The organism is Rufibacter roseolus (assembly GCF_017916365.1).
Classification (GTDB): domain Bacteria; phylum Bacteroidota; class Bacteroidia; order Cytophagales; family Hymenobacteraceae; genus Nibribacter; species Nibribacter roseolus.
Genome location: NZ_JAFMSU010000001.1, coordinates 1,930,671 through 1,953,569, shown reverse-complemented (window position 1 = coordinate 1,953,569; position 22,899 = coordinate 1,930,671). Strand labels below are relative to the sequence as shown.

Sequence of the window (22,899 nt, the reverse complement as noted above, 5' to 3'; positions counted from 1 at the left end):
CCTTTATCTACGGCCCACCCAGATCGCCTTTTAAAACTATTTCTTACGTAAAACCAGAGACAGGGTGTCAGGATTTGCTTCTAACTGGAAAAACAGCCCGTTTTTTTTATCTTTGAATATACCAATCTGCGCCTATGCCTGTGCCCCTGTTAAAGAAAATGCTACCCGCCCAAGCCCGGCTTACGTTAAGAAAGCTTTACTGGCTTTCCAGAGGCTGGCTTTACGCCGGTAGCAAGGTGTACTGCCCCATCTGCGAAGGCTCCTTCCGCACGTTTCTACCCTTCGGGAGTGAACGCCGGGCGCAGGCCCTTTGTCCACAGTGCCACACCGTGGAGCGGCACCGCCTTTTGTGGCTGTTTTTGCAGGAAAAGGTCAAAATCAGGGAAAGGTCCTTGGAGGTGCTGCACATGGCTCCGGAGCCGATGCTGCAGACGCGCCTGAAAAGCCTCTTGAACCTCCGTTACCGAAGCGCCGACCTTACCTCACCGGTGGCCATGGACCACGTAGACATCCAGGCCTTGCCCTACTCAGACAATACCTTCGACCTGATTCTCTGTTCCCACGTGCTGGCCCACGTACCCGATGACCAAAAAGCGCTGCAGGAACTCCGCCGGGTGCTAAAGTCCGATGGCCAGCTGCTGCTCCAGGCCCGCCTGCACCCACACGCCCACACCCTTGAAAAGACCGAGGCTATCACGCCGCAGCAGCGCCTGCAGGCCTACGGCCAAGCCGATAGGTACCGGAACTACGGCCAGGATTTCGGGAAGCGGGTAGCCGCGCAGGGCTTTGCGGTAGAGGCCGTGGAGTACGCCCTTTCCCGCTCTCCCGAGGAACAAGCCCGGCTGGGTCTGGGTAAGGGAGAACTCATCTTTGTCGCTACGCCGCAGGTTCATGAGGCTAAGTAAAAGGGTAAGCCAGCTTTTCCCGGCGCTCTCTCCGCTCCTACTTAAAACGGTGGGTCCCTTGAAGCATTTTGCCTGGCGCCTCAGGCCCAAACCCGCCATGCCTGTTGACGAGGTCACCCCGGATATGGTACCGCAACCCTTAGAAGGCTACACCGACAAGCTTTTCTATCTTCCCGGGCAGACCGTTTTCTTCCACCTCAAAGCCCTTCATCCCGGCAACCACCTCAGGTTACAGCGGTACGTGGCCGATGAAACCTGGAAGGAAGTAGCTGAATTTACTTTTGATTCGATTTTTCAAAAAGAGGCCCTAAACGAAGCTCAGGAAGGTTGCCACTGGACCATCGGTTGGACTTTTGAATTGCCCTCTTCCACTGCTGTGGGTTATTATCGGGCTTTGCTCACCAATCCTGCCGTGGAAAAGTCTGCTGAGATCCATTTCCTGGTGGGTTCCTCCGCCCCTTCTTCTAAAGTAGCGGTGTTGGCCCCGGTGACCACCTGGCTCGCGTACAATGCCTACGGCGGCCAATCATTATACCGCAATGCCCTAGGCGAAGGCTATGCGCCTTTTGTCTCTGCTCTGCGCCCTAACACGGCCCTTTCCTACGCCTGTACTAATCCATTGCAACACAACCTCCACATAGAGGCACATATTTTCCACTGGTTTTCCCACCACTACAACGCAGACCTTTACCCCGATTTCTACCTGGAAGCTCACCCGGAATTGCTCCGCGGGTACGAGGTCTTCGTGCTGGCTTACCATGCTGAATATTTCTCGGAGAAGATGTATGCGGGACTGAGGGATTTGGTTTTGAATCAGAGAAAGTCTCTCTTGGCTCTGGGCGGAAACCAGGTTTACTGGCAGGTAAGATGGCACCAGGATTTCACCCAACTAGAGTGCCGGAAAAACGGGTCTTTTTTCCAAAACGAGACCAAACGAGGCAGTCTCTGGCGCCACACTCCCCAACCAGAGGCGCAGCTGCTGGGCGCCCAGTTCTCTGAACCCGGCATGGGCACCTTCGCATCGTACCAGGTTCTGCAGCCTGCGCATTGGCTATTCACTGGCCTTCAGCTAAAAGAAAGAGATCTCTTTGGAGAAAAAGGATTGGACGGTCTTCCCATCTGCGGCGATGAAGCCGACAAAACAATGTGGAGCACGCCTGCTAATACCGTGGTTTTAGCCAAAGGCCTAAACAAAGCCTCTGCAGGGGAAACCAGCATCTACGCGAAAAATGACTCTGCCTGGGATGGCACCGGCGGCGGGGAAATCTCCCTCACGGAATTCTCGCAAAGCCACGCCGTTCTGAACACCGGGTCTATCCAAAGCGGGTCCGGCTTGGATACCGATGCCGTTTTCACCAAACTGATCCAGAACTTTATGCAGCGGTACGCCCGTACTTCCACCGGTGATACCAACGCCGGATAAACTGCAGTGGGATCTGCTTTTGGGTAAGCACTTGTAGAAGTCGGTACAAGGCTGTCATTCCCTGCTCTTCTTCCAGCAGGCGCAGAAGTTGAGTGGCCTCGGGGTAATTGGCCGTGAGATACGCATGCCGGGCCTCGTACCGGATTCTCCTCCGCAGTGCCTCTTTTTCATGAGGAGTTCTTACCAGCTTTTGCGCCTTCTGGATGACTTTGATTGTGGAGGCTAGTTGTTTATCTCCTTTTTGGTACACTCTGCGGGAAAGAGAGGCCGCATGCATCCGGCGCTGGCACAAAGGCTGGTCCAGGAAATAGTACTGCCAGTTACGAGCCGACCTTAACCAAAAATCAAAATCTTCATAGGCCAGCGCGGGGTCATACCCATGCAGTTCCTCCAGCACCTGCCGACGGATCATCATGGTAGGCGGACAGATGAAATAGCGGCCCAGCACCTCGGCAAACACCTCGCTTTGGGCGGGCACGGGAGACAGACTACCGCCAGCAGAACGGGTGTAGAAAAAGCCCAGCGAAGCACCCTGCTCGTCTATGAGTTCGGCATCGGTGTAGACTACGCCGTATGATGCTGGCAGCTGTTGAAATGCCTCTACCTGCCGGGCTACCCGCTCAGGATGCAGCACATCATCGGTGGCAAAATCGATGATGAAATCGCCTTGGCTTAGCTGCAGCGCTTCATTGAAGGAGGCACAGTTTCCCAAGTTCTTGGCGTGCTGGATAAACCTGATCTGCGGATACCTTTGCACGTACTCCTCAATAATCCCCACGCTGTGGTCGGTACTCAGGTCATCCACCACCAGGATATCCAGGTTGGGATACGTTTGGGCCAATACCGAATCCAAGGCCTCGCGCAAAAAAGCCGAGTGATTATAGCAAAGGCAGATGATGGAAACTAGAGGCGGAGTCATGACGCAAAGAAATACGACCGGAACAGGTACAGGTGGAACAGCAGGTACACCGCGTAACGAAGGGCATGCGCCAAGGGCAAACCCTCCACCCCCAGCAAAGGCATAAGCCAGGCCACCAACGCCACATACAGCACCCCGGAGGCCAGTTGCGTGAAGATATACAGTTTCACGCGGGCCTGCACCGTCACAATATACGACAGTACCCAAGCAGTCATCTTCAGGAAATCACCCAGCAGTTGGTAGTCCATGAGTTCGCGGGCGGCCAGAAAATCCCGGTGGAACAGCAGCTGGATGAAAAAATCGCGAAGTCCGCCGAACACTAGTAACCCCACCCCTACTGTTGGCACTAAAAGGAAAAACACGGTTCTCACGTATTCCTTCAAGGCTTTGGGTTGAGGCAACAACGCCGCTATTTTGGGGTAGTAAACCATGCCCAAGATGGAAATGTACACCATGGTGTAGCTATCGGAGATCTTCACCACTGCCTGCCAAAGGCCTGTTTCTACCAAAGAAAACTGCTCAATGGCCATCTCGCGCACCACAAAATCCACCAGCTTGGCACCTACCAGTGTGGACAGCGCCATCACCAGGAATTTGCCCAAGTCTTGCAGCACACTTTTCGGCAACGCTCCCTGCCAACTCGGAACCAATCCTTTATAGAGCACCACGCCCAATCCCACCAATCCGCTCACCGATTGCCCCACCAGGAACAGGACCAGTGCCATCGTCAGGTGCAGACGTCCTACGGCCCACCAAGTCACCGCAATGCTGATGAGGCTGGTCAACAAGCTTAACCACACATAAGGCTGCAGCTCCTGGCGAGCCAGCAGCACCGAGAGCCAGAACAACTGCAGCAACAGTAACACAAACAGACCCAACACCGCCCAGAGAGAAAAGGAGCTGCTCTGCGCCAGCATTTCCTCCCCAAAACGCTCCAGAAAAAAACCGGGGAAAAGCAGAATGCCCCCCAAAGCCCCCAGAAAGGTGACGGCATTCAGAAACAGACCGGTCCAGAAATAGGCGCGGTATTCTAAGGAATCAGGCTTGTGTTGGGCCAGGTAGCGGATGAGGCCCACGTTGACTCCGCTGTTGGGCAGCGTGGTGAGCAGCGCAATGAGGTTCTGGAAGTGGGCCAGCAGTGTGATGCCGTGCGGACCGTAATAAACGGCGAACAACTTATTAATGAGAAGCGAACTGCCCGCCCGGGCCACTGTGGAAAGCCCCGACCAAACTGAATTCCCCAAAAATTGCCGCACGTGCTGCTTTCGAGCCATTTCGCAAACTACGAAGAAATTCCTTTAATTCAGGTGCTGCCCCCTTGCCCAAAGCGAACACTCCGGAATCTGGTTTATCGCTGATTTCAGAAAAACGGGTTTGAAACAGTATGCGAACACGTGGCTTAGGAGGCAAAGAATCTTTGTATTTGCTCCACTATGTAGTCCTGCTCCGCATGGGTCATGCCGGGGAAGAGCGGCAGACTGAGGCAAGTTTGGGCCATCTTCTCAGCTACTGGGAAATCGCCTTTTTTATACCCCAAGTGCTGGTACGCTTTCTGGTAATGCGGCGGAATGGGGTAGTGAATCAACGTCTGGATTTGCCCCTGTCCCAGGTACTGCTGTAATGCATCCCGGCGCCCCGTTTGGATCACGTACAGATGGTAGATGTGTTCAATATTAGTAGACGAAGGCAATGGAAGGGTAATATCACCAACATTCGCCAGAGCCTGGTGGTAACGCTGGGCCAAACTTCTTCGCTCTGCGTTCAACTTATTTAAACAGGCAAGCTTTTCCCGCAACACTGCAGCCTGCAAAGAATCCAGCCGGGAATTTACGCCCACCTGTGCATACTCATACCTTTTTGACTGACCATAGTTGTGGTGCTGCCGAACCCAATGAGCTAGCTCTTCGTCCTGGGTGACCACTGCCCCTCCGTCTCCGACGGCGCCCAGGTTCTTGGTGGGGTAAAAGCTGGTGGCGTTGATCTTCCCGAACGTACCTACCGGTTTACCCTTGTACAAGGCCCCTTGCGCCTGCGCGAAATCTTCCACCAGGTGCAGGCCGTTTGCCTCGCAAAGCTGCAGCAGCTCTTCCAGTTCGCAGCTCTGGCCGTACAGATGGATGGGCAGAATCACATTGGTTTTGCTTGTAATCACCGACGCGGCAGTGGCAGCGGTCAGGTTAAAGGAGTGCGGGTCTGGTTCCGCAAATACCGGCGTAGCGCCCAACTGCTGCACCGCGTTGATGGTGGCGATGTACCCGTTGGCCGGCACCAAGACCTCGTCGCCTCGCTGCACGCCCAGACTTTTCAAACTCAGCACCAGGGCATCGTACCCATTTCCTACGCCAATCACTTCGCCGCCGCCTAAAAACCGGCTGAACTCCTGCTCAAATACCGTAACTGTGGGCCCCAAGATTAGTTGGTTTCTTCGCAATTCCTCTATCAGCGCCTGTTCTACACGCTGCTGTAGTCCGGCGGGGAAATCTCGGAATGCGAAAAAAGGAACCTGCATGGAGAGGGAAAATGAGCGAATGAATGATGGATTGATTGACGGAGAAAATGTTGGCGCAAAGAAACCTGTGGTGGGGTTAGGATGCAAATTCCTTTTTAAGAGCAGTTTCAGAAAAACAGCCCTAAAACAGCTTGACGAATTTGGTAATTTCTACTTTTCCCAATTCACTCGTTCTCGCTATCACTTATTCACTCCATCAAAAAAGTGGGTTTCCTAGATTCTACCCCTCCCAGCCGTTCCTTGAAGGTGAAAAGCCCGCTGTAATCTTCCTCGCTTTCGTCTACGGGCGCTGATACGCCTAAGTCCAGAATGGAGATGTGGCGAGTCTGGCAAAAATGGTAGAGCCCGGCATTGAGCAGCACGGTGGGGCTGTAGGCATTGAAGCTTCGGGGGCTGGCCGGGTACAGATGGTTCAGGAGATCCGGGGTGATCAGGACGGCAACGCCTACGGCGGCCACTTCCTGACCCTGCCTGACGGTAAACAGGAAGTACCTATCCGGGAACAGCTCAAAATAGCGAGTCAGTTGCTCTAATGACAAGGAGAGCGGTTTCTGCTTCTCTTCGCGGCAACGCTGGAGAAACGCATAGGCCTCGGGCAACTCCGCTACGGTTTCCTGCTGAAAGGTGAATCCCGCGTTCAGGCATTTGGTCAGCCGGCGTTTCAAGGACGGATGAATGATCTTCTGGAAAGGTGCCTCGGTGACTGGGATATGGTGGTTGCATTGGTCGTGCTGGAGGGAATACCGGAAGGCGGGCAAGGCGGAGCGCATCCATTCGTTGGTGCCGGGGGCGTACACATCGGGGCATTGCAGCCACTGCACGCGCTGCACGTTCTGATCGCGCAGGTGCAGGTGCACGTATTGCAGAAACGTGCGGGCCACGGCTTCAGGGACGTCCTGGTGCAGCTGCATGCCACCGAACGGAGCCCGCCAAGGGGTACGGGCTAAATCCTGCTCCCGGAAGAGATGAGTTATTCCCACCACTTGACCTGTGGAGTGGTTCACCAGAACGAACACCTGCCAGTTGGGTCCGGCTTGCAGGGCCACGTGCGCTGGTTGCAGGTACAGGAACACCTCAAACGCAAAGGGAGGCAGGGCAGAAAGCTCCGCCGGGCTGGTGAGGCATTTGGCCTCGTAGGTCGCTCCCAAGGGTCCTGGCATCGCTTCGGGGTTAAATCAGTTTTTTGAACTCGGCGTAATCGCGTATGTAATCGGCTTTCTCAAACACGGTGGAGGTCATGCAGCACAGGATGGCCCCGGGGGAAGGGTGCACGGCAATCCAGCAGAACGGTGGAATGTACAGTCCCTGGCTGGGCGTCTGCAACTCAAAACTTTGCTTTCCCTGGGCGGTTTCGGTTTCCACTTTCACGCTGCCCTGTACCACCACCAAAATCTCCTGCGTGGTGCGGTGCGCGTGCCCGCCGCGTTCGTCGCCTTGGTTTGAGGCGAAAACCCAAAAAATCCGTTTGGCGGCGAAAGGCAAGCCTTTCTCGTCTTGGGTCGAAATCAGGGTGCCATGGGCATCAGGCAAACACAGGAACGGCAACAGGTACGGTTCAGTTGGAATCATCATCGGCGAAGTTACGCAAAGCCCCGGAAATGGATACCGTCTTCCCGGGCCAGACCGGAAATGAACGCCACCGCATAAGTTGTTTCAGGCCAGTTTTCTGGAAAAGAGGATTGAAACGGCCGTTACGCCCATTGTAAAACCTTTCGTAATTTTACCCTTCATGGAGGACACCTACCGCACCATCGCTGCGCCCGTAGAGGGACTGTACAAAGAGAAAGGCAGCAAGTTCATCGCCAAGGCCTACCCGGTGCGCTCTGAGGAAGAGATCAAGGAAATCCTCCAAGCCCTGCGCAAAGAGTACTTTGATGCCCGGCACCATTGCTATGCGTATTTGCTGGGCGCCGACCGGGCCACCTACCGCGCCAACGATGACGGGGAGCCTAATCACTCGGCCGGGGACCCTATTCTGGGACAGATCAGGTCGCTGGGGTTGAGCAACGTGCTGGTGGTGGTGATCCGTTATTTCGGGGGCGTGAAGCTGGGCGTGGGCGGATTGATCCATGCCTACAAAACGGCCACCGCTGAGGCGCTGGAAGGAGCTCAGGTCATAGAACGCCATGAAACAGCGCTGCTCACGGTGCAGTTTGGGTACGGGCAGATGAACGAGATCATGAAGGTGGTCAAAGACTTCGACCTGCCGGTGCGGCAGCAGGATTTCCACCTGGATTGCCGCCTTACGGTGGAGGTGCGCACCAGCCTGGCCGCCCAGATTGAAACGCTTCTGCATAAGGCCGGGGGTACGCTGGAGGCTTAGCGCAAGAAACCTGCCTGCCCGGGCGTTTACACCTTGTTTCGGCAAAAACAGCGCGGAAACAGACTTATCCGTACCTTGCCGGTTTACGTATCAAATCCAGTTTACCGCATCCGCTTAAGACCTCAACACCCAGAAACCCACATGCGCATTCTTCCTAAGTCAAAGTCTAAAAAGTCAAAGCTGCCTCCTAAAAGCATTCTGGAAAGAAGCGTAGGCCAGAAACCAGGATCGCTGACCATCTCGGCAGATGCCTTGGCGCCCCGACTTTTCCTGATGTCTTTCAATGAGCAGATGCACGGGGCCCGGGAGTTTACAGATTATGAATCGCTGATGCGGGAGTTTAAGCAAACCCCGGAGGCCCGGCACTGGATTGACGTGCGCGGCTACGGCAGCGTGGCGCTGCTGGAGCAAATCATGAAAGATTTCCACATCCATCCGCTGCAGATGGAAGACGTGATCAATGACTACCAGCGGCCCAAGGTGGAGGAAGACCACAACCGGCTATTCATTGTGTCCCGCATGGTTCAGTTCACGCCAGACCACAAAATTGACGATGACCAGCTCTCCATTTTCACCGGACCTAATTACGTGATCACCTTCCAGAGCGACTACGAGGACTGCCTGGAACCACTTCGGGACCGGATCAAGGCGGGCAAAGGCGCCATCCGAAAGAAATCCAGCATGTACCTGGCGTATGCTATTATGGATGTGGTGTTGGATCATTATTTCCCGGCCATGGCCCAACTGGGCGAGTACGCCGAGGAACTGGAGGACTGCCTTTTCCAGAAGCCCAGCAAACAACTCCTGAGCCAGATTCTGGATCTCAAACGCGAGGTGGTGAAAATAAGGCGCATTGTCTGGCCTGAGCGCGACAAGATCAACGAGATTATGCGCATGGACGAGCAACTTATTCCGCAGGACCTCAAGATCTACTTCAAGGACATCTATGACCACGCCGTGCAGCTCATGGACCTGGTAGACAACTATAAAGAAACGACCAGCAGCCTCACAGACCTGTACCTTTCCAACGTGAGCAACCGCATGAACGAGGTCATGAAAGTGCTCACCATCATCTCCACCATCTTCATTCCGTTGAGTTTCATTGTGGGACTGTACGGCATGAACTTCTCGCGCGAGAACCCCAACGGCCGTATCAACTACCTCAACATGCCCGAGCTCTACCACCCCTATGGTTACGTGACGCTGCTATGCGTGATGGCGGTCATCGTCTCGGGCATGGTGTACTATTTCTACCGCAAAGGCTGGCTCACGAATCAGTGATGCTCCCCACCGGACTTTATCAGCTGGCTTAACTCCGGCTATTTTTAGGTTAATTTCTGCAAGAGAGGCTGAAAACGCTCCATCTAAGCAGTTCCAAGTTAGCCTCTTTTCAGGACCTCAAGCAGTCACCAATAGAACTACCACTTTTGCAGGATGCTACCTAACACGGGCTAATGGGTTCCAGGTGCTGCTCAGGTTACCGGCGGCCCACTGCAGGTAGTATTTGGCCTTGCCGTACTTCGCTTTTAGTTCGTAGAGCTTGATTTGCTGGGTGATTAGATTCGATTCGCGGGTGTTGATCAGGAACAGGGAGCTTTCGCCGTTTTCAAACCGCTGTTGTTCGCCGTTCCGCATGAGGGTACTGTTGGCAATGATTTGCTCCTGAAGGGTAATCTGGTCCTCCAGCATCTGTCGCTCATTATAGGCCGCCTGTACCAGGTTCAAGTTCTCGCGAGTGGTTTGCTGTAGTTCCAGGTGGGTGGCATTCAGTTTCAGGCGCGTTACCTGCAGCTTTCCCCGCTCCTGCCTCAAAAAAATCGGCACACTGAAACTTGCTCCCACTTTGAAATTATTGGAGGCATACCCTCCCTCCAGCCACTGACCGCTTAGAGAATTCCCAGGCCCGATGAGGTTATATTCCAGATTGAGCTTAGGCAGCAGTTTGTTTTGGGTGAATCTGCGCTCCACCTCCAGTTGCCTGGTCTTGATCTCCAGCTTCTGAACCTCGGGGTGCTGCTCCCGGGCAGTTGCCAGCAATTCAGAAAGGGCATCAGAAGCCATAGGTTCGGTTTCGGTACCCACCAAAGAAGGCCTGATATTCTCTGGTATTTCCAGAGGCGTAGCATTTTCGCCCCACAGGAAATTGGAGACCACCAGAACCGCGTTCTGGTATTCTGTTCTGGCCTGCTGCAACTGAGCTTGGCGGTTCTGCACCTCAATCTTAGCTTCCACTGAATCAATGGCCGCCAGATCGCCCTGGATTACCCGCTCCTTCACGGCCTGCAACCGTACTTGGGCCAATTGAAAGCCCTGCTCCAGCAGTTGCCAACGCTCATAAGTAGCGGCCCAGTCCCAGTAAGCTTTGGCGGCTTCCAGCAATAATTTGTTGATCATTTTCACCCGATCGGCCTCAGCGAGGTCCTGCGCCTGCCTGGCCTGCAGAAGCGTGGCCCGCCGCTCATCAATCAACAGGCCTTGGCCCAGCGGCACCGATACCCCAAAGTAGCTCAGCCCCGAGGGAGGCGTAATGTTCTCTCCATTGACATTGACCCCGCTGTTGCGCTCATACCCGGCTTTGAGTTCCCCTACCCAGAGCGGAACCTTAAGCACATTGTCCCAAAGGGTGAAGTAGTTCTTGCCGCTCAGTTCTTTGTTATAGTACTTAGACGCTAAAACAGGGTCAAAAACGCCCCGGGCCATGCGGACCTCCTGCCGGGCCTGCTCGGTTAGCTGCTGCGCCTGCCGGGCCACCGGATGATGCACCACCAGCTGCTCCATGAGATCGCGGATGGTGAATACGGCCGTGCTGTCAGTTCTTTGGGCTGCTGCCTGGAAAAAGACCGCCGGGCACCCCATCAGAAAAACGAGAAGGACGAATTTCACTTTCATTTCTTGTCTTCTGCCTTAGATGTTGTCTCTTTTTCGCTGCCCTTTTGTGCCCCGTCCACGGCTCCCACGAAATCTGGCGGGAAAGCATTCAACTGGCGCCACAGCTCATACCAGATGGGCACGTCATTGAGCATGGCCCACCCATAAGCCCCAGACCCGATCCGGATGGCCTCGGGCCAGGGAGTTTCTGCGTTCTCGGGCACTACCAGCACCCGATATTTGCCTTGGCTGTCAATGTTATCGATGACGGCCACTTTTCCGCCAAACGTCCCGAATCCAACGTTGGGCCAGCCTGAGAACACCAGCGCGGGCCACCCCTCAAACTGGAGCCGCACCGGCCGGCCCACGTCCAACAGCGGAATATCCATGGGATGCACGTAGAGCTGCACGGCCAGTTGCGGATTAGCAGGCATGATGCTGCACACGGCTTCCCCTTCCTTAATGGTCTCCCCCAACCCCGATTTAAGGGCCCGCACCACGTACCCGTCCTGCGGCGCCGTGATCTGGTAAAAGGAGTTCCGGATCTGGGTGTTGGCGTATTCATTCTTCACCTTGGAGATCTCGCCTTTGGTGTCATTCACGTAGGCCAGCGTGGCGTTCAGGTCAGAATGGGCTTTGGAGATTTTGTCCTGGTACTCGGCCTGCAGAGAGGCTAGTTCCAGGCGGGCGTTTTGCTGCTCGTTGCGGCTGATGCTCAGTTTGTTTTGGGTGCTCTGCAGCTTGGCCCGGACTTCCTGAAATTTCAGCCGGCGGGTTTCCAGCTCGGTTAAAGATTTCAGGCCCTGGGCATACAGTTTCTCCTGCCGCGCGAACTGCGCCTGAGCCACCTCATACTCGGCTTTGATGGCTACCAGATCCGCGCTGTCGCTCTGGACTTTCAGGTACGCCTGGCGGGCCTTGTTCCGGGCTTTCTGCAGACTGAACTGGAGCCCTTCCTGCAAGGCGGCTATCTGCTGGGTAAGCGCCTCGGCTTTGGCCTGGGTGGCTTGAAGGCTGCCTTCCTTCGCCTGCAGTTGCTCCTGCATGCGCGGCAACAACTGAGGGTCAAAGTATTTCTCCTTTATCTCGGAGAGCAGTACCAGGGTATCGCCCTTTTTGACTTTTTGCCCCTCCTGCACCCGCCACTGCTCAATACGGCCGGCAATGGTGCTATGAACCGTTTGCGGCCTATCCTGGGGCTGCAACGTGGTGACGCTACCCGCAGAGCGGATATTCTGGGTCCAGGGTAGCCAGGAGGCCAGAAACAGGAGACTGAACAGCCCCACGCACCAATACGCCACGCTTTTGCCCAGCCGCGGCTTGCCTACCAGCCGAAAAGATTCATACTGCTCCAATTCTTGGGTAAACGGATATTTTTTCGCTTGCCTTATCATGACATCAAACTGGTTAACTCCTCGGCATTGGTAAATTCACCTACTTCATCGCGTTCCACCCGGCCATTCCGCAATACAACAGCCCTCTTACACAGGCGCATAATGGCGGAATCATTAGAGATCAGAAGTACGGTCCAGGTGGTTTCTTGCCCTAGCAGCCGCTTCCCTATCCGCTCCCGCAGATGTTTGTTGACATTAGGCAGAAAGGAATCCAGCAAGAGCAGGTTAGGGCGGCGGGCAATGCTGCGGGCCAGGGCCAGGCGCTGGGCCACTCCCGCCGGAATATTGGGTGCATGGCTGCGGATGGGCGTATACAAGCCCTGAGACTGCGCATGAACATAATCAGTTAACTCCACAGTCTCCAGCGCCCAGAGCACATCTTCCAGTTTCACGTCTGGCTGCCCCATGGAGATGTTCTCCAGAATGGTTCCTTCAAACAAGAGGCTGGGGAAGAGAAAGTATCCCGTTTGGTTCTGGATGGCCTCCGGGGTATAGTCCCGCAGCAACAAACCGTTGCAGACCACTGTGCCTTCATAGTCGGTTAAGATGCCGGCAATCACCTGCAGCAAGGTAGATCTTCCAGCCTCCTCAGAACCCATCAGACAAACTTTCTCGCCAGCATTCACGGAGAAGGAAACACCCCGCAGGGCAGGTTTGGGAGAGACCGCGTACTGGAAGGTCAACTCCTCCACTTTCAGAGAAACACCCGGTTTACCGGAAGGCGTCTCCCGGGCCAGGCCTTTTTCCTCTTCCATGGGTAGATCTGTAACGGCACCCAATTTTTCCAGGCTGGTGAGCACATCATACACCACGTCCAGTTTCACCAGCAGTTTTTCTACCGCGTTGATGACCAGAATGATGATGATTTCCGAGGCCACAAACTGCCCCAGGTTGATTTCCTGATTGATCAGAAGCAGGCTTCCCATGAGCAGCAAGCCCGCCGTAATGATGGTCTTGAAACCCACAAAACTGATGTACTGGGTGATCAAGACCTTAAAGTGGGCATCCCGCGCCTTTAGATAGCCGCTGGTGTAATAGTCGGTCTTCTCCAGGGAGAGTTTCTCGTGGGAGGCCGACTTGAACACCGAGATATTATGAGCCATCTCCTCCAGCCAATGCACTAGCCGGTACTTGTATTTAGACTCCTCCAAACTGGTGCGCATTCCCTGCGGGCTGGTGAGGCGCAGCACCAACACTAACAGCGAGACCAACACCAACCCGAAGAAAATGAAATAAGAATGGTAGAAGGAAAGCAGAATGAGCCCAAACAAGATCTGGATGGCAGCCGCCGAGAAATCGGTCAGCATTTTGGCCAGACCTTTCTGCAGGGAAACCACGTCAAAGAACCGGTTCATGAGTTCGGGCAGGTTCTGGGTAGCCAGTTGGCTTCCTTTGATCTTGGTGAGGTGGGTAGCAAACTGAAAAGCCTTGGTCGCGAAAATGCGCTGCTGAATGTGTTCTACTAAGGAAAGTTGCATCACCTGCAGGCCTCCCACCACCAGCACCCCCACCACAATGAAAATAATCAGGACCGAAACCGAAGTAACCAACTGCCCCCCGGAAACAAACCCAATCAGACTCTGAATGCCCAGCGGCAAAGACAGGTTGACCAGCCCCGAAAAGACGGCATAGAGGTAAATGAAGCCGATCACTTTTTTCTCTGAGGCCAGCAGCTCGAGGAAGCGGCTAAGGGGACTTCTTTTTGCAGGTATTTCGCTCATCTTTTTCTTTTAGTCCTTTGACTGTGTATTTACAACTGCAGTACCAATAGCCGAGAAAGCCAGGTGGTTCAAATAGCTGGTGAGGCTGGTCAAACCGGCTTGCTCCAGTTTCACCTCGGTGAGGGAGGGCAGATGTTGGGCGAAAAACAGGTGCTTACGGGTAGTCTCAAAAAGAGTGCTCACCAAGGCATGCGGATATGGGTACTCAGGGTTTATTTCCAGCACCACCAGCGCCATCTTGTGGCACAGGCTCTTGTAGTCGCGGAACAAGCCAGCCCGGTTATCATTATCCACCTCTTTGGTAAGGTAGGCTTTGGAGGCCTCCAGCACCACAATGCGGGCCAGTGCTTCCACATCAAAAAAGGTGGTCAACGGCTCTTTCATAGGATCAGCCGCCAGAATCTTGATGAATACCTGCAGTCGCTCCGCAGCATCGGTCACATTGTGGGTATGATAGCTGATGCGGTAGTCCAGCCAGTTCCAGTACCAGGACACCAGGTAGAGTAACAGCTTGTGCTTGTTCTCAAAGTACCGGTACACCGATGCCTCCGTGGACGTAATCTGCTGGGCCAGTTTTTTGAAGGTGAACTGCTCAAAGCCAAGTTCATCAATCAGCCTGATGCTTTCTTTCACAATGGCTTTGCCCAGTTCCGTTTGTTCAGGGTCCCGCAGGAACAGCTTCTCGTTTAACTTGATGGTAATGGTAGCGCTCATGGTTGTATCCGTAAATCCTGCCCAAATATACAAACACTCTTTGAAATAATAGCAATACTATCATCAATAGAACAGTTACTACTTCATTTCTGTTTTCAAAAGAAATCCTGTTTGGCTGAGAAATAAGAAAAAGACCCTGAAAACGAGGAAAGCCCAATAAATTGGGCTAAAATGAAAAATGCCCCGTGGGGAGCTTTCGCTCTTGCCACGGGGCAAACAATCATGAAAAACGGGTAAGCTTATTTCTTGGCTACTAAGTCTTTCTGAGCAACTAAATCAACGTTCAGTTCAAATTCGTTGCTGATGGCTTTGTCGCCCAGGTTGTCAAAGAAAGAACCTGAACCATATTTGATGTCATATTTGGTTCTGTCTACTTTGATGTTGGCTTTGGCTTTGATCTGGTTACCGGCGTGCGCGATGGTAGCCGGGAACTGGATTGGGTTTTTGATGCCTTTGATGGTCAAATCACCATTCACCAGGTACTGGCCTTTGGTTTTAGAAGGGGTTACTTTAGTGATCACTAGGGTAGCCTTTGGATGTTTGGCAGTACCGAAGAAGTCATCAGACTTCAGGTGACCTACCAAGTTACCGTTCATCTTGGCATCGGTGATGTCAGTACAGGTGATGGAGTTCATGTCAATGGTGAATGTACCACCATAGATGTTTTTTCCGTCGCTGTTCAGGGTACCTTCGGCTACGTTGATCGCGCCAGAGTGCTCACCTGTTACTTTGGTGCCTCTCCAGTTCACTTTAGACTGGTTGGTTACCACTTTGTAATTAACGCCTTTACCAGCGAAGGCAAATGTTACTAACGCTACCAGCGCCAATAGTACTGTGTTTCTCAGTTTCATTTCTTTTTGACTTAGTGTTTAAGTGCTGCAAATGTATAGACAATTAATGTATATACATACATTTAAGTTCAAAATATTTTCATCTTTTTTCATTTCCGGGCCGATAACGGAAAAACGGCCCGGAAACAGAAAGCAGAAAAAATGAAGGAGCAGGAATTTAGCGGCCCTGCACCACCGTTTTCTGCAGCAGTTTGTTGTAGGTAGAGAAGATGGTGTACTGGTTCTGCACCTCGTTGTAGCGCACCGTTACCGGATAGCTGGTATTGATGGGGTCATTGCCCAGCGGCTGTGCCTGCACATCAAACAAGTACGCTTTGCGTGGCCCGGTTTCCCAGATCACGTACAGCTTGCGGTCTCCCCCGAAATGGAAATACTGCACCTCTTTGGCCGAGGACGTCACGAAGCGGCGGTCCAGCAAGAGTTTTCCGTCCTGCCCAAACAAGGCCACGCGGCCCGGGTCTGAGCGGGCAATGATAAACGACTTCCCTCCTTCTTCGGGTATCATTTTGAACGTGCTGCTCCTACTGGGGCGCAGGAGCTGTTCGCGCCGGGTTACCTCGCCGGTCAAGTCAAAGGTGATGATCTCGCCGCCCTGCGTCACCGTGGTGAAGAGCGACCGCCGGAAAGAGATGCCCAATTTAGAGAATAGCCCCGAGCGCAGACTCGCGTTCAGGTTGATGGGGAACCCCGGATAAGGCTCGCCCTGCGTTCCAAAGGCGTAGATGAAGCCGTTTTCCAGCGCCACCATAATCACGTTGCGGCCGTTCACCTTCACGTGCTGCGGCGGCGCAGCCAGGCGGCCGTCCAGGCGCATGGGGTTCCAACCAGACTGGAGGTTCCCCTGCATGTCCAGGATGAAGAGGTTGCCCAGGTTATCATCCGCAGCGAGGCGGTAATCTCCGGTTTTGTCGTAGTCAAACACGGTGAGGCGCTGCAACCTGATGGAGTCTCCTAGAATGAAAGGGAAGTTCTCCTCTTCGGTGCCGTTTTTGTCAATACAGTGCAGGCTGTTAGCAGTGGCGAAGAAATACTTCAGGCGCTTGTCCTGGCCGTAGGGCAGTTGGAGCACCGGCCCCATAATGCGGGAGTTGAGCGTATCGCTCCAGTTGCGGCGGCCGCGGTCTGCGCCCACGCCGTAAAGCACCAGCGCCGAGTCCTGCACCACAATCTCGCTGCTGTTGTCTACCACAAACCGCGTGAGGAACGGCGTGGAAATAAGGCGGCTGTTAAAGTCAAAGGTCTCTTCCTGCCTGATGCCCTGGTTGGCCAAAACGGTCTTCACCCTTGACTCTTCCTGGTGGCGCAAAAGGAAACTAGTGTAATACTGGTTATCGGCGGCGCCGAATTGCAGACTAAAATAGTTGAATTTCTTGATGATAGCGCTATTACGGAGCAGACTCACCTGCTGCTCGGGGCTCATGGAGCGCAAAAGCAGGTTCCAGGCGTGGCTCGTGTTAATGAACAACCCTATGTTGTCTGTCTGCTGCGACTCATTGAGCAAAGGCTCCAGCGCAGCCGATTTGTTCCAGACCTTCCCCTCCTCTACCTCGGTGAGCAACGCGCGCATGGTGGCCACGTCATCGGTGAAGAGGATGTAGTTCTGCAGGGTGGTGTAATAGGTCTGCTCAAAGCCCTTGAACAGGTCCCCGAACAATTGCTGCGGCAGTTCCTTGGCGGTGAGTAGCCTGATGGTGTGCTGGCCGTGCTTTTCCACGGTACCGGCGGTCTGGCCTGGCTGCAAACGGTTGAGCATCTGCTGGGTCACCCCCGGGTTGGCCGTCTGCGCGAACAGGATTTTCTCAGGGCTGGTCTTGGTATCGTAGGCTTCCAGGTAACAAAGGCCCAGCTCCCCGGAAAAAGACCCGGACAGCGAATCCAGGAAGGAGCCTTCCGGCTTGCCGGGTTCTTTCCGGAGGGTGCTCATCTGGTTTAGACCCAGGTGCAGCACAATGGCCGCCCGCTCTGGCAGCACCTCCTTTAGGCTGAATTTCTTGGCCTCATGCCCCTGGATGCGACTGTACAAAGAACCTTCCACGGTCTCAGGTCGCGAGAAGCCGTTCATGAACAGCCGGTTGTTGTCTAGTTTTAACTGCAACATGCTGTTGCGGCAAAGGCTGCTGAGCAGGTTCACATCGGCGAGGAGGTCTTTCTTGAGGAAAACGCCCAACAGATCAGGTACGTGCTGGTAGTTGATGAAGACGTTGGCGTAGACATCGGGCTGGCTCAGGTAGTTGGTGTTCTTGTAGTCCTTGGCCGGCGACTCCAGTTGCCCACGGTTGATCTTTCTAATGATCTCCTCCACCAGCACCGGGCTGGGACTGATGACCAGGTTATTATGGTAGCTGAAATAAGAGAGGTTGTCGTTGTCGTTCTGGTGGATGATGTCAGTGATCTGGAAACCCTGATACTCCCTCATCTCCTGCCGGTACAAACCAGACTTAGACATGTTCTCCACCAACGTACGGATGTAGCGGTGTTGCGCCACGGTGCTCACCGGCACGTAATAGACAAGGTCATACTCGGTGCGGCCCATCACGTGCATGGACACTAATACATTCTTATTGGTGAGGAAATTACGAAGTGGCGAGCGGCCGGTAGAAAGACTGTCCAGTTGGGTCAATTGATCGTCCAGGCGCAGCACGTAGGGCATCTGGGAAACCGTGGCCCACAGGTCTGTCTGTTGCAAATGATCCAGGAACCGGGGGGCGTTGTTCGTTTCCACCACAAAAACGGCATTGTCGGGTACCAGCGTCCAGAGGCTCACCTTTTCGCGTGCCTCCGTCCATTTTGAGTACCCATAGAAGCCCAGCGCCAACAGCACCACCACACCACACAGCCAGTAAATCGTCTTTTTCGGCATCCTTGAAGGGTTAGGAACACAAAAATAATGGAAAAACGTCTGCTTCAGCTTTCTATTCTTATAAAATGAAGAATGTGCGCTTGAGCGCGATGGCTGCGGGTTTTCTTTTTAACTTGCCCCTTTTAGGAATGAGTGAAGGAGTGATTGCGAGAAGGAGTGAATGTTTTTTTAGCCCCTTTTCCTTAAAACCTTGTGAAACCAACCAGTTGTCCTTCCTCTTAATTACTGATTATGCGCGTAGTGATTCAGCGGGTGTCTGAGGCATCCGTCACCATTGAAGGAAACAAGAACGGCCACATTGCCCAGGGCCTGCTAGTGCTGGCTGGCTTCACCAATTCAGACACCGCAGAGGACCTATCCTGGACCGCCAAGAAGATTGTGCAGCTCCGGATTTTCTCTGATGCCGAGGACAAGATGAACCTGAGCGTGCAGGACGTGAACGGCGGCATTTTACTTATCAGCCAATTCACGCTGTATGCCCTCACCAAGAAAGGCAACCGCCCCTCCTACATCAACGCCGCCCCGCCCACCGTGGCCATCCCGCTGTATGAGCAGTTCCACCAGATGCTCAAAAAAGAACTAGGCAAAGAAGTCCCCACCGGCATCTTCGGCGCCGACATGAAAGTAGCCCTGGTCAACGACGGCCCCGTGACCATCACCATTGACTCGCAAAACAGGGAGTAATTGATTGTTAGTTGTTTATTGTTGATTGTTTTTCTGGCTCTGTTTTCAATCTGTTTTCTGAGAAACAGCCTTAAAACACTCTTCATCAACACCTCATCACATTCCCCAATTAGCACATTAGCACATTTCCTAATTAGCACATTAAAAACATGACCTTAGAAGAAGCACAACAAGCGGTAGATACCTGGATCAAAGATGTGGGCGTGCGGTATTTCTCCGAACTGACGAACCTGGCTATTCTCACCGAGGAAGTGGGTGAAGTGGCCCGCATCATCGCGCGGCGCTATGGCGACCAATCGTTCAAAAAGAGCGACGAGGACGTGGACCTGGGTGCGGAGATGGCCGATGTGTTGTTTGTGCTCATCGCGCTGGCGAACCAGACGGGCGTGAACCTCACCGAGGCCTTTGCCAAAGGCATGGAGAAACGCACCTCCCGCGACAAAGACCGGCACCAGAACAACCCCAAACTGCGGTAGACCTCACTCCATAAACAGAAATGCGTTTTGGGCCTGTTTTCTAACAAGCAGACCCAAAACGCATTTTGCCTTGGCGGGCAATTCCTCAGACCGAGGCTTATTTTCCTCTTCCCAATTTCTTCCAGTATTGGGCTGTCTCTTTGACCAGACTTTGCAAGGTCCTTGAGATAACCTCCTAACTGAAAGAAACTATGTTAAGAACCCTCACCTCCTCCTACACCTCCCCTACTTTCCTTTGCCGCGTCTCGGCACGTTTTACCTATCTCCGCCGGGGATTATCAGCGATTTTGTTTATTCTTTTCATCGGCTCGGCGCAGGCCCAGATTTCGCCGCCGGGGGTTGGCTCCACCAAGGGCGTCAGTTGGGGAGCCATCGGGTTGACGCAGCATCTGGGATCGCGATGGGTGTCCAGCACCTACGTTGGGATGGCCCGGGAAAGCGACCCAGATAATTGGGCCTTGTTCAAGAAGCAGGGCTTGCTAGTACTAAACGAGGAAGTAGGCTACGGCTTAACCTCTCACTGGCAGCTCTCCGTGGCGGGAAGTTTCAGGCGGCAGAATGAGTATTCCGAGGAGGCTCCTTTTGAATTGGAGAATCCGGCCCATAAGAAGGAAGTACGCTTTTACAGCCGGCTCCAATACAAACACCATCTGAGGCAGGTGGTCATGACCTACACCTTCCGGCCGGAGTGGCGCACGTTTTATCAGTCTTCTGCTACGCCCCTCGCAACGCCCGAGGAAATCAGGATAAGGTTGAAGGCGCAGGCCAGTATTCCCTTGAACCAGCCACACAGTAATTTCTTGATCGGGGGAAACGAACTCCTGACGGTGACGGATAAAAGCCCGGAGAACATCTGGTCAACCTACCATTTCACCGAGGACCGCTTATCCCTATATTTCCGGCACGTGTTCGCCCATTCGTCGCTCAGCGTGGATCTTGGCTTGATGGAGCAGTTTAAGCCGCATGGGCACAAAACCTCCTACCTGGCCTTTGATGTGCAGTTGCAAGATCCCTTCGGAAGGCATGCTGCGGATTAACGCAGGCGCTTTCCACTCAAATAAAAATGCCTTGTTTCTGTTTTCGGGCTGATTTAAAGAAATCGGGCCGAAAACAGAGACAAGGCACAAGAGCATTTCTCTTGGTGTTTACGCGAGCTCGGCGGGCACCAGGAAATCGCCTTTCAGGACGGGCACTACGGTGTACACGTCTTCCTGCAGGCAGAACTCGGTGTCTTTGAGGATGTCCAGGCGTTTCATGCGCTGCACGTGCGAGGCATTGGCCAGGAAGCCCATCATGTCTGGTTTGGCGGTGGTGTAGAGGTGCCAGGCGGCTTGGGTGGCATCGTGGTCGAAGGTGAATTCGCCTTGCAGACGATCGGCGAGGGCGCCGGCAAACAGGGTGTCTTCCAGGTTGAAAAGGCCTTTCCAACCAGCGCAGACCACTACCACGTCTTTGCCGGCTTTGCGCACGTAATCAGCGATAGCGCCCACGTTGAGGAAAGCGCCGGCCAGGACTTCATCGGCGGAACTGGACAGGCGCATGGCTTTGGTGCCGTTGGTGGTGGTGATAGCCAGGAAACGACCGGTGCGGTCTTCTTCCAGGTAATGGAACGGGGAATTGCCCAGGTCGAACCCATCGGCTTTGAGGCCTTCACGCTCGGCGGCTACCAGGTATCCTTGGTCACGGTAAGCGAGGCAAGCCTCCAATTCACTCACGGGGGTAATGTGGGCGACGCCGTGCGAAAGCGCGGTCACCATGCTGGACGTGGCCCGCAGCACATCCACAACTACGGCAATCTTGCCGGTTAAATTATACAGGTGCAACAGCTCGGGGCTGAAACAGACATCTAAAGAAGGCATGGGAAAAGAGTTCTGAGTCTTGAGTCATGAGTCCTGAGTCTTTAAAAAATTTGGCGTTTAGGAGCTGTTCTTGGAAAAACAGCCGCTAAACGCCAATGAAAGGTTCTGCGTCTTGAGCCGTAAACAAAATCAGTTTTCAACTCAGGACTCATGACTCAAGACTCAGAACTTACACAGTTGGTTTGTAAAAAGGCAGTTTCACCACCTGGGCTTTGAGCTGCTTGTTACGCACTTTGATGAAGATCTCGCTGCCGGGAGCGGTGAACTCGTTCTGCACGTAACCCAAACCCACGCCTTTGCCCAACGACGGCGACATGGTGCCCGAGGTCACTTCCCCGATGGTGGCACCCTCGGCGTTCACGATCTCGTAGTGGCTGCGCGGAATGCCCTGCTCCATCATCTCAAAGCCTATAAGCTTGCGGCTCACGCCTTGTTCTTTCTGGGTTTTGAGGTTCTGCGCGTTGGTGAAGTCTTTGTTGAATTTGGTGATCCAGCCCAGACCGGCTTCCAGCGGCGAGGTAGAATCGGTGATGTCGTTGCCGTAGAGGCAGTAGCCCATCTCCAGGCGCAGGGTATCGCGGGCCCCCAAACCAATCGGCTTGATACCGTATTCGGCCCCAGCTTCCATGATTTTCTGGAACACCTCTTTGGCGCTTTCGTTGGGCACGTAGATCTCAAATCCGCCGGCACCGGTGTAACCCGTGGCCGAGATGATCACGTCGGGTTGTCCGGCGAAGGTGCCTTTGTCAAAGGTGTAGTACACCATGTTTTTCAGGTCTACTGGCGTTAAAGACTGTAACGCATCAACGGCTTTGGGGCCCTGCACCGCGAACAGAGACATCTCATCGGAGATATTCTTCAGCTCGGCGCCGTTGGTGTTGAATTGATTGATCCAGTTCCAGTCTTTCTCAATGTTGGAGGCGTTCACCACCAGCATGTATTCCTCGGGGGCCAGGCAGTACACCAACAGGTCATCCACAATGCCGCCTTCCTGGTTGGGCAGGCAGGAATACTGGATTTTGCCCGGCGTCAGTTTGGAGGCATCGTTGGTGGTCACGCGCTGGATCAGGTCCAGGGCCTGGGGACCAGAAACCAGGAACTCGCCCATGTGCGACACGTCAAAGATCCCCACGGCTTTGCGCACGGTGTGGTGCTCATCCAGGTCAGAGCTGTAACGAACCGGCATGTTGTAACCCGCAAAAGGCACCATCTTGGCGCCCAGGGCCTCGTGCACATCATTCAGGGCAATTTTCTTTAATTCCATGTATGGGTTGTTTAGGAAGAATCGGTTAAGGAAAGGCAAAAGTATAAAAATAAAGGCGGGTTTCTAAACCAAGCCGCCGCCTTTGCCTTTGCACCAGGCCAACCCCAGGATGGTACCGCTTCTGGCCTG

General features: G+C 53.9%; 20 protein-coding genes. 7 read left to right on the top strand and 13 right to left on the bottom strand.

All coding sequences use genetic code 11. The annotated features are described in order from the left end of the window. Positions 1 to 158: 158 nt before the first annotated feature. On the top strand, positions 159 to 905 hold the full coding sequence (locus tag J3P35_RS07685; RefSeq protein ID WP_210463743.1) for a class I SAM-dependent methyltransferase: 747 nt from the start codon (positions 159 to 161) through the stop codon (positions 903 to 905). Further along, complete coding sequence (locus tag J3P35_RS07680) at positions 892 to 2,328, top strand: N,N-dimethylformamidase beta subunit family domain-containing protein (protein WP_210463742.1); 1,437 nt, start codon at positions 892 to 894, stop codon at positions 2,326 to 2,328. Before J3P35_RS07685 ends, J3P35_RS07680 begins: the two co-directional genes overlap by 14 nt. Here J3P35_RS07680 and J3P35_RS07675 read toward each other — a convergent pair. The 5 genes from J3P35_RS07675 to J3P35_RS07655 all read right to left on the bottom strand — a co-directional run bounded on the left by J3P35_RS07675 (position 2,279) and on the right by J3P35_RS07655 (position 7,325). Further along, a complete protein-coding gene (locus J3P35_RS07675) occupies positions 2,279 to 3,247 on the bottom strand; it encodes a glycosyltransferase (protein ID WP_210463741.1) in 969 nt (322 codons plus the stop codon). The genes J3P35_RS07680 and J3P35_RS07675 overlap by 50 nt on opposite strands. Further along, the gene (locus J3P35_RS07670; RefSeq protein ID WP_210463740.1) at positions 3,244 to 4,521 is read right to left on the bottom strand and encodes an O-antigen translocase; all 1,278 of its coding nucleotides are present in this window, start codon (positions 4,519 to 4,521) and stop codon (positions 3,244 to 3,246) included. The genes J3P35_RS07675 and J3P35_RS07670 overlap by 4 nt, the downstream gene beginning before the upstream one ends. Positions 4,522 to 4,646: 125 nt before the next feature. Then, positions 4,647 to 5,756: a DegT/DnrJ/EryC1/StrS family aminotransferase gene (locus tag J3P35_RS07665; RefSeq protein ID WP_210463739.1), complete on the bottom strand. Its 1,110-nt coding sequence runs from the start codon at positions 5,754 to 5,756 to the stop codon at positions 4,647 to 4,649. A 188-nt stretch (positions 5,757 to 5,944) separates the two neighbouring features. Then, entirely contained in the window at positions 5,945 to 6,916 is a 972-nt protein-coding gene (locus J3P35_RS07660; RefSeq protein ID WP_210463738.1) for a peptidoglycan bridge formation glycyltransferase FemA/FemB family protein, read from the bottom strand. 10 nt (positions 6,917 to 6,926) lie between these two features. Continuing rightward, a complete protein-coding gene (locus J3P35_RS07655) occupies positions 6,927 to 7,325 on the bottom strand; it encodes a sugar 3,4-ketoisomerase (protein ID WP_210463737.1) in 399 nt (132 codons plus the stop codon). Positions 7,326 to 7,485: 160 nt separating this feature from the next. On the opposite strand from J3P35_RS07655, the gene J3P35_RS07650 reads away from it, so the two are divergent. Continuing rightward, on the top strand, positions 7,486 to 8,079 hold the full coding sequence (locus tag J3P35_RS07650; RefSeq protein WP_210463736.1) for an IMPACT family protein: 594 nt from the start codon (positions 7,486 to 7,488) through the stop codon (positions 8,077 to 8,079). A gap of 141 nt (positions 8,080 to 8,220) precedes the next feature. Continuing rightward, positions 8,221 to 9,360: a magnesium/cobalt transporter CorA gene (gene corA, locus J3P35_RS07645; RefSeq protein ID WP_210463735.1), complete on the top strand. Its 1,140-nt coding sequence runs from the start codon at positions 8,221 to 8,223 to the stop codon at positions 9,358 to 9,360. A 156-nt stretch (positions 9,361 to 9,516) separates the two neighbouring features. Here corA and J3P35_RS07640 read toward each other — a convergent pair whose 3' ends face one another. The 6 genes from J3P35_RS07640 to J3P35_RS07615 all read right to left on the bottom strand — a co-directional run bounded on the left by J3P35_RS07640 (position 9,517) and on the right by J3P35_RS07615 (position 18,487). Further along, positions 9,517 to 10,968, bottom strand: a complete 1,452-nt coding sequence (locus tag J3P35_RS07640; RefSeq protein ID WP_210463734.1) for a TolC family protein — start codon at positions 10,966 to 10,968, stop codon at positions 9,517 to 9,519. Then, the gene (locus J3P35_RS07635; protein WP_210463733.1) at positions 10,965 to 12,341 is read right to left on the bottom strand and encodes an HlyD family secretion protein; all 1,377 of its coding nucleotides are present in this window, start codon (positions 12,339 to 12,341) and stop codon (positions 10,965 to 10,967) included. Before J3P35_RS07635 ends, J3P35_RS07640 begins: the two co-directional genes overlap by 4 nt. Beyond that, complete coding sequence (locus tag J3P35_RS07630; RefSeq protein ID WP_210463732.1) at positions 12,338 to 14,062, bottom strand: peptidase domain-containing ABC transporter; 1,725 nt, start codon at positions 14,060 to 14,062, stop codon at positions 12,338 to 12,340. The genes J3P35_RS07635 and J3P35_RS07630 overlap by 4 nt, the downstream gene beginning before the upstream one ends. A gap of 9 nt (positions 14,063 to 14,071) precedes the next feature. Continuing rightward, complete coding sequence (locus tag J3P35_RS07625; protein WP_210463731.1) at positions 14,072 to 14,776, bottom strand: TetR/AcrR family transcriptional regulator; 705 nt, start codon at positions 14,774 to 14,776, stop codon at positions 14,072 to 14,074. A 239-nt stretch (positions 14,777 to 15,015) separates the two neighbouring features. Beyond that, positions 15,016 to 15,627 (bottom strand): YceI family protein, encoded by a 612-nt coding sequence (locus J3P35_RS07620; RefSeq protein ID WP_210463730.1) that lies wholly within the window; start codon positions 15,625 to 15,627, stop codon positions 15,016 to 15,018. Positions 15,628 to 15,784: 157 nt separating this feature from the next. Then, positions 15,785 to 18,487 (bottom strand): hypothetical protein, encoded by a 2,703-nt coding sequence (locus J3P35_RS07615; RefSeq protein WP_210463729.1) that lies wholly within the window; start codon positions 18,485 to 18,487, stop codon positions 15,785 to 15,787. Between the two features lie 231 nt (positions 18,488 to 18,718). Here J3P35_RS07615 and dtd point away from each other — a divergent pair, with 231 nt between their 5' ends. The 3 genes from dtd (at position 18,719) to J3P35_RS07600 (ending at position 20,684) form a co-directional block, all read left to right on the top strand. Then, complete coding sequence (dtd, locus tag J3P35_RS07610; RefSeq protein WP_210463728.1) at positions 18,719 to 19,171, top strand: D-aminoacyl-tRNA deacylase; 453 nt, start codon at positions 18,719 to 18,721, stop codon at positions 19,169 to 19,171. 149 nt (positions 19,172 to 19,320) lie between these two features. Next, positions 19,321 to 19,647 carry a nucleotide pyrophosphohydrolase gene (locus J3P35_RS07605; RefSeq protein ID WP_207435594.1) on the top strand — a complete coding sequence of 109 codons (327 nt, stop codon included), beginning with the start codon at positions 19,321 to 19,323 and terminating at the stop codon, positions 19,645 to 19,647. Between the two features lie 191 nt (positions 19,648 to 19,838). After that, positions 19,839 to 20,684 carry a DUF2490 domain-containing protein gene (locus J3P35_RS07600; protein ID WP_210463727.1) on the top strand — a complete coding sequence of 282 codons (846 nt, stop codon included), beginning with the start codon at positions 19,839 to 19,841 and terminating at the stop codon, positions 20,682 to 20,684. 108 nt (positions 20,685 to 20,792) lie between these two features. Here J3P35_RS07600 and J3P35_RS07595 read toward each other — a convergent pair whose 3' ends face one another. Beyond that, the gene (locus tag J3P35_RS07595; protein WP_210463726.1) at positions 20,793 to 21,506 is read right to left on the bottom strand and encodes a 2-phosphosulfolactate phosphatase; all 714 of its coding nucleotides are present in this window, start codon (positions 21,504 to 21,506) and stop codon (positions 20,793 to 20,795) included. Between the two features lie 169 nt (positions 21,507 to 21,675). Next, complete coding sequence (gene gcvT, locus J3P35_RS07590; RefSeq protein ID WP_210463725.1) at positions 21,676 to 22,770, bottom strand: glycine cleavage system aminomethyltransferase GcvT; 1,095 nt, start codon at positions 22,768 to 22,770, stop codon at positions 21,676 to 21,678. Between the last annotated feature and the right edge of the window lie 129 nt (positions 22,771 to 22,899).